The organism is Spirosoma validum (assembly GCF_014699035.1).
Taxonomy (GTDB): Bacteria; Bacteroidota; Bacteroidia; order Cytophagales; family Spirosomataceae; genus Spirosoma; species Spirosoma validum.
The window spans coordinates 48,025-60,061 of record NZ_JACXAA010000002.1; the positions used below are offsets into that span (position 1 = coordinate 48,025).

Sequence of the window (12,037 nt, forward strand, 5' to 3'; positions counted from 1 at the left end):
GGTCAATACTTCATCTCACCACGATCTTTCTCAACGGCGCTACGTCCCTCTTTCATCCAGATGGGCATGGAAGCGTCCTTAAGATAATAGTCAAAAAACTGATACAGCCGAATGCTCAGGTCCTTAGCATTGTGCCGTTGTGTTAAGTTATGTCCTTCGCCATTGTAAACCAGCATCCAGACAGGCTTGTCTAACCGACGTAACGCTGTGAACATTTCAATTCCCTGATACCAGGGTACGGCACCATCAGCATCGTTATGTGTCATCATGAGCGGTGTCTGAATCCGATTCGCGTAGAACAAAGGTGAGTTTTCGATGTAGTTCATCGGTTTATCCCAAAGCGTACCACCAATCCGGCTTTGCGTTTTTTCGTACTGGAACTGCCGGACAAGCCCTGTTTCCCAACGAATTCCGCCGTAAGCCGAAGTCATATTGGCAACAGGCGCACCAGCTTCAGCAGCCCGGAATAGATTGGTGCGAGTGATGATATACGCTGTTTGATAACCACCCCAGCTTTGCCCCTGAATACCCAACCGGTCACGATCAACGAAACCTCGCTCGACCAGGCTCAACACACCTGGAACAATACAATCATAGGCATTTGGGCCGGGTTGACCAGTTGTGTACACGATGTCTGGAATAAACACCAGATAGCCGTTTGATACGCAGTACGATACGTTGATTGTCGACCGGCTAGGCGCAGGAACCTTATAATCATTCAGGGTTTCAGCGTTACGTTCGTAGAAGTACGTCAGCATCGGATACTTCTTCTTCGGGTCGAAACCTTCGGGTTTGTACAGCAGTCCTTCAAGCTTAGTCCCATTTGTTCCAATCCATTTTACCAGCTCGACACTACCCCAGCTAATGCTATCCTGTTGCGGATTAATGCGGGTAAGCTGAACAGGATTTGCCAGTGTCGAATCGGTTTGATACAGATTGATCGGCTCCTGAAAATTACCCCGGTAGAAGGTCATCGTTGCCGCATTTTTGGCCTTATTCAGTTTAGCGTATCGGTGGTTACTATGCGTGAGTGTCGTTGGTTCAAGCGCTGACAGACCATTTTTGCTCTTAAAAAGCCCGGTCGATTTATCGCTTTCCCAGATGCCCGTGAAGAATAGTTCATTTTTCGGGTCAATCGCTTTTTCAGGTGCCATTCTGCCCTGTCCCGGCATTGGCGTATCATCAGCATCGAACTCGGCGTAGCGGAGCCGCACGTGATTTTTTCGTCCCCAACCGGCGGTCAGATTCAACGGTTTTTCCTTGCCAGTCGGATCAATTTGCCAGATATCGTAGCGGTCATACAGCCATACGTAGCGGTCGTTGGTTGTCCATCCCGCCGAGCCATACGAACCGGGCAGATCAGGTGTATCGTGCTCTTCGTCGAAAAACTTGCTGGGTAACCCACGGGTCAGATCAATACGTTTGTTATCGGCTACCGACCAGGCCCGCCAGAGTGAGTCGCGCTCGTCGAACCAGTAGGCGTAGGTACCAGCCGGCGACAGTTTGGGTTGCGAAGCCATAATGTCGCTGGCAATTTTCTTCTTCGTACCAGACTGCGTATCAATCAGATATAAATCGGTATGGCCAGGGTCCCACGAAGATTGTACCTGATACGGTAAGTCGCTCAATCCTAACAGATACCGCGTATTAACTTTCGGATCGAAGGCCACAGTCGGCATTTCGCGGGTGGCTAACGGAATGATTTTGCCGGATGCTACGTCATAGATCGTCAAAAAACCTCGTTCCTTCTCTTCTTTGAGTCGCTTTTGCTGCATCGGCTGCAGGCGGCTGTCTTGCCAGGTCCAGATGTCCATTTTCACCTTTTCATCTTCCGGCGTCAATGTATCTTTAGTCGGCTTGGGTGGAATCGGAGAGGTGGAGAAATAGAGTCGTTTGCTATCATCTGCGAATTTTGGTTCGCGGAACTCATTGACTGACCAACCTTTAGGAATCGCAGCTGTTAACGTATCGGCCAGCACTTTAAATGGAGCTTCGAGCGGGGTTGTTTTCGGTTTTTTGCCTTTCGTTGGTAGAGCAGGCACCAGGTTTTTATAATACAGCGAGAATACCTTTACATCCGATCCGGCACTGTCGGCTGAAGCCATCCAGGCGATTTGCTGCCCTGCTTTGTCGACGGCCAGCCCTTTGTAAATTTTACGTTTCGAACTGGTATCAACCAGCATCGTCTGTCCGTTGGACGTATTGAACAGAAAGACACCTGGCACGGCTTTATCGCCCGTCTTCAATGAGTCATTGGCTGAGTCTTTACTATAGAATATTTTCTGCCCATTGTCGGAAACCACTACGTTCGATACGTATCGAAATGTTTTACGCGATCCGTCGGCCATATTAAATAGCGTTAGATCATCACCTTTTGGCTTTTTTGAGGAGGCTTTACCGGCAACTTCGGTTGTTGACGTGGGCGATGTTGAGGGGAGCGTATCACGCTGAGTTTGCGTTGTGACTCTGGCCGGTCTTTCTTTGGAGTCCTTCCGCTCCTGCATCACGGCAAGCCATGAGCCCGCGTCTTTGCCAAAGGCAAACGACTTTACACTCGGTAACTTTATCGATTTACCCGTCGTCAGATTCAGCGCCAGCAAGCTGTCTTTGGGCATCTCATCGGCTTTTTTCTTCTTCAGTTTGGCTTTTCGTACATCGGCCACCGGAACCTTCAGCCGCATCACCAGAAACTTGCTGTCGGGTGTGAACTGAGCCATGTAACCACGCGGGAAAACATAGTGTGTTCTCGACGGGTTTGTACCTGTAGTCCAGGTTTCTAATCGACCATCGCCATCCTGCGGATCGACCTGAAACGCAATCCAGCGACCATCGTCCGAAATTTTTTCGGACTTCACGCTTTGCCAGCGATCGTAGTCAGACGCATTGAGAGGACGTTTCGGCGTTTGCGCGAGTAATGAGACTGGGAAAAGAAAACAAAATGCTAGTTGAGCGAAGTGTTTCATGAAAAAGGGGAAAATTAAGACCGACTAAATTACGATAAACCCATCAATTAGTAGGTCAATAAACAATAACCTTACCATTTATTATGCGATTCATCCTACTCACGCTTAGTTTATTGCCCATTTACGCGTTTGGGCAATCGAATAAGCAACTAAAACAGGAACTAGACAGTATGTATGTGCTGGATCAGCGGAACCGGGAGTGGCTGGCTAAATTGGGCAATAATCAGCCTCTGACGGATAGTTTAAGCACCGTTTATAAAACAGATCGTAGCAAGCTGGCTGGAGCACTTTGGGCTGAACAGGTAAAAATTGATAGTAGTAATCTGAGTCGAGCGGAGGGTATTCTGAAGGAGCATGGGTACCCTGGAAAAAAACTTGTTGGTACACCTACCAATGAAACAGTCTTCTATGTCATTCAACATTCCAATAAGATTCCGACTTATCTGCCTTTGATCAGGAAAGCTGCTGAAGGAGAGGAGCTGCCATTCTCACTTTACGCCATGATGCTCGACCGGTCACTGATGTACGAAGGGAAACCACAACTGTATGGCACGCAGGTATCGTGTCGACAACTGGTCAGTACAAAACAGTCGCGTTGTTTTGTTTGGCCAATTACAGACGCGAAACGTGTAAATGAACGAAGGAAACAAGCTGGATTTGATCTAAGCGTTGAAGAAAATGCCAATCGGCTAAATGCCGCCTATGAACCTAAACTGACGATGGATTCAGTGAGGAAAACGTATGTTATGGACAAAAAATAGCAAAGTTTTTTTATACTGCACCTGGTTTAAACGGCAGCGGCCGTCCGCCCGGTGCAGTATAATTACTCCTGTATCAATTCGGCTAGTCCCACACCTGAGTCAGCAGCGCCATAATACACCCATATTTTACCATCGGATTTTTGCACCCAACCATTCGAAAACACTACGTTCGGAAAGAATCCCTCACGTTCCCAGGAGAGTTCAGGCGTTAACAGTGGTAATTCAGAACGATCCAGCACTTTTGATGGATCATCCTTGTCAAGTAGTGCTAAGGCGAGTGAGTAAGCATGAGTCGGATCGGCGCCGTGGTAGCAGACCAACCATCCCTCATCGGTCAGGATTGGTTCGGGACCTGCACCGATTTTTGCTCCTTCCCAGTCAAATTGGGTGTCGGTTAATCCGCGTCCGCCGAATAAAAAACGATGATTTCCCCAGTGTACGCCATCTTCCGATTCAGCCAGCCAGATGGATGGCTTTCCAATGTCGGACACCATGGGCCGATGGAGCAATACGTATTTGCCATTAATTTTTTCGGGAAATAGGGTGACGTCTTTATTCGGTGGTGGCAAAATCATACCCACCCGTTCAACATTTATAAAGTCAGTGGTTACGGCTAGGCCTACTCCCGGTCCATGTTCGGATACAGCCGTATACGTAATCCAGTATTTACCGTCCAGAAACGTAATGCGGGCATCTTCAACCCCATAGGCTTCGTCCATCCGGGCTGGAAACAGAAATGGTTTTTCGTCGATTGTGAAGTGAATACCGTCGCGACTGCGGGCCAGCCGAAGGTAACTGATGGATGTCAGGTACGCTTTCCCTCTTATCGTTACAACCCTGGGGTCATAATCTTCCTCTGGCTCCTTGAACGTCTTAACCACTAAAGTTGGGACACCATCCTGTTCTTCAATGAGTGGAATAGCAACGTATCCTTTTTCAGCTTTGGGCGCTTCCGCCACCCGTAGCAACAGTAGTATCTCATCTCCGAATTGGCAGGCGGCTGGATTAAAGGCGCCGAGTACCTCGTATCCCTCGATAAATGGTTGTACATCGGTTGTCTGGATAATGGGTTGATCGGATAATCGCTGAAGCCGATAATTTTTCATCAAAGTGTTTTTCTATAGTAAGTTTACGCCGTGTTACCTTTGACGGGCAAAACAATAATATTTTCACAACCGTAAAGCGAATCGTGAGGTTTTGAATCAATTATTCAATTAGTTTTGGACCGGGCAAAACCTTCGGGGAAATAGCCGCGTTATGAGGAATGAATCAACTTTTAGACTCTATAAACCATGATTTACCAGCCAACATTTGATCAGGACGAAGACGTATTGATGTTAAATCCAGACCCTGAATCGGCTGCATTCGACGATGATGAAGATGACTTCGACGAAGATGGCGCCGAATTCAATGAACTGGGCTCAGGAGCCGCTAGTGGCTATGGAGCCGATGATCTAGACGATATCGATCAAGAAGAAGAGTTCAGCGAGGACGATCTGGAAGACTTAGATGATGATAGCATCGAAGACGACCTGGACGATGATGATAATCTGTAATAAGATTGATGCTTAGTCGACAATTCTTTTTGGGAAGTCTGTATCACCGTCCCGAATCTATTTAATTAAACTTTTTTATGGCACCTTCAGAATCAACACCAGACCCTAGCGAAGAAAAGATCGTTACAACAGCAGATGCTGAAACGGGGGGGACCGCTCCTGATGCTGATACGCAATCGTCGGCAGCCAGCGAAGCAGGCGATCGCACAACGGAAGATGGCTCAAGAGCCCCCAGCGATCCCGCTGAGGGTGCGTAAAGCGAATAATGAATGATGAATGGATTCTATAGAAAATAGTTTCTCATTCATCATTCATCATTACCTGAAGTAGCGTCTGGCATTTCATTTCCGTTTCCTGCCATTCGCGTTCAGGAACCGAATCTTCGGTCAGACCTGCGCCAGCATAAAGAGTGGCCAACTTTCCTTCCAGTTTCATACAACGAATGTGTACGAAGATATCTGTCGCTGATCCTTCCGTTGTATTCATGTTAACAGGTCCCAGAAATCCGCTGTAAAGCTCACGGTCGTGAGTTTCGTGCTGGCTAATGAACGTAAAAGCTACGTCACGAGGAGTTCCGCATACCGCTGAAGTTGGATGCAGAAGCCGAAGCATGACAGTTCCGAGCTGTGGGTATCGGACAGCCTGTGTATCGACGGTAAAGCTGGTGCCAAGGTGCATCAGATTTCCGGCTATGATACTTTTGGGCCCTTCTTCTATATATTCCCGTAATCGAATTTTCTTAAAGCATTCGATGATGTAACGGCTTACCAAAGCCTGCTCTTCAATCTCCTTCTGAGACCACATGGCTTCGGCAGGACGTTTCGGCGTCCCGTCCGGATTAAGGGCCGATTGGGTGCCAGCCAGTGATGTCGTCTGAAAAATGCCGTCAGTGTCAATACTAACTAAGCGCTCAGGTGTTGCGCTCATCCAGATTTGCCCTTTTTCCGGAATTGAAACCGCCGACACAAAGGCGGTCGGATAGGTTTGGCAAAGTTTGTCAAATAACTCAACGGCGTTGGGAGCATCCGTAAACTGTACGCGCTTTGTTCGCGACAAAACCACTTTGCGAAATGCGCCCCGCTGCATGGCCTCAACAGCTTTCGCTACGTTGCGAACATAGCGTGACTGCGCGTCTGGATCGGGTAGAGCGGTAAGGGTCGATGGATGTGTCGATTTCTTCTTGCTTGAGTTATTAGCATCCGTTGACAGAAAACTCCAGAACCGTTCAGCCGTTTCGCCTGATGTGCTTTTAACATGAGCTTGATTGTCTTGCGGAAAAACGGCCTGAATATCCGCTCGTAAGAAAAGTGTACGGGCAGGTCTGTCAACTTCTGTGCTATCAGACGACCCATCGGTAATGTTGTCGAACGGACTTATAATAAAACCAGCGGGCAACTCATCCAGATCAACCGACACATGGGGTAAAATTTCATCGAATGAGACGATCAGATGCTTTTCCTTCTGGTTAGGTAGCCGCCAGAGTACGGCTGGGAAGCCAAGCAAAGAGGCTACTTCCCAAAGATCTACTGCGCTGGGCTGTCCAAATCGATGGTGTTCGGTCGAATAAGCTGATGAAGTGGTATTCGAATAATCAGGTTGCATAGGCAATAGCTGAGTCAAGCACGGCTACATAGGTAACAACTCTTCGAGCGAATTTGTGCCAGCACCGATCCCCGTAGTGCGTGATAAGGCGAATAGAGCTTAACTAAAAATTATTCATAACTGCCTCATACATAACAAATTTTATTTTCATCAGACTAGAATTATTAAAATTTTTAATAAAAAATTAACGATTCGTAAGTAGATACGTCCATACACTTATTTCTACAATAAGGGACTTATTAACGTAATTTTTATAATACGCATAACGCCTAAACTAATTATTAACGAATGGAATCTATGAAAAAACTTCTTCATCCGCAGATCGCAACTGGCAGGATTGTAAGAATGGCCCTCAGGCACAGTTTGTTGTTTTGTGCTATAAGTGCACTACCGTATGGCGCTGAAGCATCTATTACTGGTCTGGCTGGTAATCCTAAGCCTGGCCGGTCTGAAGCCAAATTAGTAGACAGAGCCTTAACGGGTAGGGTCATTGATGAAAGCAACTCGGCTTTGCCAGGGGTAAGTGTTATCGTGAAAGGAAGTCAACGGGGTACGGTTACTGATGTAGATGGCCGGTACAAATTAGACGTACCCGAAGGCGATGCGGTGTTAGTCTTCTCATACGTTGGGTTTCTATCGCAGGAAGTACGAGTTGGTAACCAGGCAAGCATTAACGTAACGCTAAAGGCTGACAGCAAGGTGCTCGATGAAATAGTCGTTATCGGTTATGGTACGGCTAGAAAATCGGATTTGACTGGGGCCGTTAGTACTATCAAAACTGAGCAGCTTATGGAGCGTCCTGCTCCTTCGTTAAACCAGGCCCTTTCAGGTCGGATGCCTGGGGTGCAGGTAAATACCAACTCCGGTCGGCCGGGTGGACGGACGACTGTTCGGATTCGGGGATTTAGTTCCATTAACTCGTCTAACAACCCGCTCTACGTGGTTGATGGGGTCATGCTTCCGCAGGGTAATCAATCCCAGTTTAGCTCGGCTATTGACTACATTAACCCTAATGATATTGTATCGGTCGAAGTCCTGAAAGACGCTTCATCGACCGCGATCTATGGAGCCAGGGGCGCTAATGGTGTTATTCTGGTAACCACTAAAAAAGGCAAGGCAGGCGAAGGTCAGGTCACGTATAATTCTGACTTTAGCGTCAACACGATTGGTCCCAACCGTCCGAGAACGCTGAATGCCAGACAGTACCTCGATACCGAAGACCTCGCTTATAAAAACATAGAAAAGTTCGACCCTGCCGGATGGGCCGCTGGTAAATACACATCCTTGAATCCAGTGACCAGACGGCGAACATTTAGCGCAGCCCATCCGGGTGTTTTTGATGCGGACCTAAACCCACTGTACGATACCGACTGGTTTAAAGAAGCCACGCAGAATAAACTGTCTCAGAATCATCAGCTGGGTTTTAGTGGTGGAAATGAACGTACGCAGTATTCGCTGTCGCTGGGCTACCGGAATGATCAGGGTCTGATTAAAACCTCGTACATGAAGCGGTATTCTGGTCGATTCACTATCGACGATCAGGTTAAGAAGTGGCTGAAAATTGGCGGCACGCTGAGTTATAACAACCAGACCGAAAACCTGGTGGATCAGAATGATGCTGTTGCCCGGCAAATGGTAGAAGATTTTCCATTTCTGCCCGTAAACTACTCGGACGGTACGTACGCCAGTAACCGCGATTACCCAAGTGCTGAAGGGAGCTTTAGCTCAATCCACCGGTTGATGGACCGGCGCTTCATCCTGAACACGCAAACGACGTTAGGAAGTCTTTACACCAATATCAACTTAGCCAAAGGGCTGGAGATGCGGACCGTTCTGGGCGTAAACCTTCTGACCCAGGAAAACAACGAGTCGCAAACCCGAACGTTGAATCCTGGCAGCTTGGGTAACGCAGCCGGTCGTAACCGTAGAGAAAATTTCTGGTCGCTGGAAAATTACCTGACCTACAACAAACAGATTGGTACTGCCCACAACTTCACGGGTCTGTTGGGGATTTCTTGGCAGGAAACCAACTTCTTCAGAATCAGTGCTACGGTCAATAGCTTTGCCACCGACTATTTTGGGTTTAACAACCTAGGGGCAGGGGCCGTTAACCCGCAGGTGCAGTCCGATGCGTCCCGGTTTGCCTTTAACTCCTACTTCGGCCGGATTAACTACAGCCTCCTGGACAAATATCTGTTTACATTAACAGGTCGGGCTGATGGTTCATCAAAATTCGGGGCCAATCACAAGTTCGCGTTTTTCCCTTCAGCCGCTTTTGCCTGGCGGGTGTCGGAAGAGCCGTTCCTAAAAGGAAATCCCGTTGTTAACAGTATGAAATTTCGCACGAGCTATGGCCTGACCGGTAACTCCGAAATTCCACCGTATACGTCGCTGGCCTTACTTAGCTCAACCTACTCCACCATCTACAACGACACACGTATTGGCGGAACGGGGATTAACCGGCTGGCTAACCCGGATCTGCGTTGGGAAAAAACGGCCCAGACAGACGTAGGTTTAGAGATTGGTTTGTTTAAAGGACGGGTGAATTTAGAGGCCGATTATTATTACCGCCTGACAACCGACATGTTGCTGGATGCGCCCGTTCCACGCACCAGTGGTTACGGTACCATCCGTCGTAACGTCGGTTCCATGCAAAACCAGGGTTTCGAATTTGGTCTGAATACGGTAAACATCGACCGGGGCGGTTTTACCTGGAACACTACGTTCAACATTTCGCTGAACAAAAATAAAGTGCTTTCCTTAGCGACACCGTCGGATATTTTCAACGTAGGTGGTCCCAATTTCACGAACCCGACCAACATTATTCGTGTCGGTGAAGCAGTTGGCTCGTTCTGGGGTCTGACCCGTCTGGGTACCTGGAGTGAAGCGGAACGCGAAGAAGCTGCCCGATTTACCAGCTATCGCAACAACCTGACGATGCTGCCTGGTGATATCAAGTACCTGGATGTGAACGGTGATAGAGCGATTACGGATGCCGATCGGAGTATTATCGGTAACGGTAGTCCAAAAGGATGGGGTGCGCTGACGAACAGTTTCCGCTTCAAGAACTTCGATGCTACGTTGGAATTGCAGTTTATGTATGGCAACGACGTAATGCTGATGAACCTGCACGCTAGTGAAGACCGCCAGGCTATCGCCAACAGTTACACATCTGTGCTAAATGCTTGGACCCAGCAGAATCAGAATACACCCATCGCGCAGATTCGGGAAACTCGGGCCGGTTACGTAACAAACGTGGATAGCCACTGGATTAAGAATGGCTCGTTCCTGCGGGGCCGCAATCTTTTGTTGGGCTATACCGTGCCGGCACAGGTTACGAACCGATTGAAATTAAGCCGACTCCGCGTTTACGGTACTGTACAGAACTTTTTCCTATTGGTTGAAGATCCAATCGTTGGAGACCCTGAAGTTACGCCCACCAACCAGGGCGATGACAACAGTGCGTTTACACAAGGGATGATCTGGCACAACTACCCGAAACCAACGACGTACCTGCTGGGTCTGCAGATTGGCTTCTAACTATTACTTTAAACTCGAACGATTTTTACCATGCGATATACAGTAGTAAAAAATATAACCAGAGCCTTGCTATGCGGAACCGTTTTGCTCGGACCCGTTGGCTGCTCCGATTTTCTGGACGAAAAAGCTCCTTCAAATTTAACCGCAGACAACTTTTTTACCATCCCTGACCATGCGGAGGCCGGATTGGCAGCCACATACGCTAATCTGCGATTCATCGGTGATGGGGCTGGCATCTTCTCCAACAACTGGCAGATGCTGGAGGCCATGACGGGTACCTCTACGACGGAAACCGCTCAAAACTCCGATCTGAATAACCTATACAGTCTGTCTCACGATGGGAACACGATTCATGTGGTCAACTATTGGAACGGCTTATATCGGGTTGTGGCGCAGGCTAACTTAGTTCTTGATCGGGTGCCGGGTATTCCACTGATGGATGCTGCCCAGAAGACTAAAGTTTTGGGAGAAACGCGCTTTCTACGTGCGTGGGCTTATTTTATGTTAGTTCGGCTCTGGGGCGATGTTCCGCTTATCACTAAGCCGCAGACAGATGCATTTGCCCCAGATTTCCAGCCAACACGCGCTACTCAGGAAGACGTATATAAACTAATTATTGAAGACTTACAGGCAGCTGAATCAGCGGGTTTAGCCTGGACGGACGTCAGTGGACGTGTGAACCTGGCTGCTGTGAAAACGCAATTGGCCAAAGTTTACCTGACGATGGCGGGTTTTCCGCTGAGCAAAGGAGCGTCACATTATAAACTGGCAGCTGATAAGGCTCTGGAGGTTATTACGTATGCCAACAGCAAACCTACAGAGATTAACCTGTTCACGACGTATGAAGATGTTCATAAAGAGAGTACCAAAAATCGGGTAGAACACCTCTTTATGATTCAGTATAACTCGGTTGTGGCCAGTAACCCGATGGATAATTTCTATGGCAATTTCAAGCCAATTAATTACAACGGTCCTACGGGCACAGGCAGTTCGGTACCGACGGCTTCGTTTTATAACTCATACGATAAAACGGATCTACGGGTGAAAGATCAGGATGGATATTTTTATACGACCTACTTCACAAACGGTAATGGCGAACGGTTCAGTTTAGGAGCGCCTTATGTATTCAAACACTTTAATCGGACTGCCAACGGAACGCAGGGTGTTGTCGGTACGCGTCTGAATAACCTGAACGTACCACAGATTCGTTATGCCGAAACCCTGCTGATTTATGCTGAAGCGCAAAACGAAGTAGGGGGGCCGACGCAGGCAACGTACGATGCCATGAAGCGCATTCGGGATCGGGCCCAACTGACGACGCCCGCCCTGGGTACGTATACGCAGGCTACGTTCCGGGAAGCCGTTTGGCGAGAGCGCTGGTACGAACTCTGCTACGAACAACTGACCTGGTTTGATATGATTCGGTTAAGAAAGGTGTTTAACGAGACAACAAAAGGCTTCGACAACTTTGTAGGTCACGTTAATTTGAGCACTAATAAGGCGCTGGAGCAGAAACACCTGTTGCTTCCGCTTGGCGTTCAGGAAATGCTCAATAACCCAAATCTGCGGCCACAGAATCCAGGCTACCCAGGGGTTTAGCTTATTAAATAGGTTT

General features: G+C 48.2%; 8 protein-coding genes. 5 read left to right on the forward strand and 3 right to left on the reverse strand.

What is annotated here, in order from left to right; genetic code table 11:
- Positions 1-2 precede the first annotated feature (2 nt).
- Positions 3-2,963, reverse strand: coding sequence for a S9 family peptidase (locus IC230_RS05080; protein WP_191037904.1), 2,961 nt, complete (start codon positions 2,961-2,963; stop codon positions 3-5).
- Positions 2,964-3,046: 83 nt separating this feature from the next.
- On the opposite strand from IC230_RS05080, the gene IC230_RS05085 reads away from it, so the two are divergent.
- Positions 3,047-3,724, forward strand: coding sequence for a DUF6624 domain-containing protein (locus tag IC230_RS05085; RefSeq protein ID WP_191037905.1), 678 nt, complete (start codon positions 3,047-3,049; stop codon positions 3,722-3,724).
- Between the two features lie 62 nt (positions 3,725-3,786).
- On the opposite strand, the gene IC230_RS05090 is transcribed toward IC230_RS05085, so the two are convergent.
- Positions 3,787-4,830: a glycoside hydrolase family 130 protein gene (locus tag IC230_RS05090; protein ID WP_191037906.1), complete on the reverse strand. Its 1,044-nt coding sequence runs from the start codon at positions 4,828-4,830 to the stop codon at positions 3,787-3,789.
- A 186-nt stretch (positions 4,831-5,016) separates the two neighbouring features.
- Here IC230_RS05090 and IC230_RS05095 point away from each other — a divergent pair, with 186 nt between their 5' ends.
- On the forward strand, positions 5,017-5,280 hold the full coding sequence (locus IC230_RS05095; protein ID WP_191037907.1) for an adhesin: 264 nt from the start codon (positions 5,017-5,019) through the stop codon (positions 5,278-5,280).
- Between the two features lie 77 nt (positions 5,281-5,357).
- Positions 5,358-5,537: a hypothetical protein gene (locus IC230_RS05100; protein ID WP_191037908.1), complete on the forward strand. Its 180-nt coding sequence runs from the start codon at positions 5,358-5,360 to the stop codon at positions 5,535-5,537.
- Between the two features lie 43 nt (positions 5,538-5,580).
- Here the strand turns inward: IC230_RS05100 and IC230_RS05105 are convergent, their stop codons facing one another.
- Positions 5,581-6,882 (reverse strand): chorismate-binding protein, encoded by a 1,302-nt coding sequence (locus IC230_RS05105; protein WP_191037909.1) that lies wholly within the window; start codon positions 6,880-6,882, stop codon positions 5,581-5,583.
- Between the two features lie 297 nt (positions 6,883-7,179).
- On the opposite strand from IC230_RS05105, the gene IC230_RS05110 reads away from it, so the two are divergent.
- Together IC230_RS05110 and IC230_RS05115 are read left to right on the forward strand one after the other, a co-directional pair.
- A complete protein-coding gene (locus tag IC230_RS05110; protein WP_191037910.1) occupies positions 7,180-10,422 on the forward strand; it encodes a SusC/RagA family TonB-linked outer membrane protein in 3,243 nt (1,080 codons plus the stop codon).
- A 30-nt stretch (positions 10,423-10,452) separates the two neighbouring features.
- A complete protein-coding gene (locus tag IC230_RS05115) occupies positions 10,453-12,021 on the forward strand; it encodes a RagB/SusD family nutrient uptake outer membrane protein (RefSeq protein WP_191037911.1) in 1,569 nt (522 codons plus the stop codon).
- Positions 12,022-12,037 lie beyond the last annotated feature (16 nt).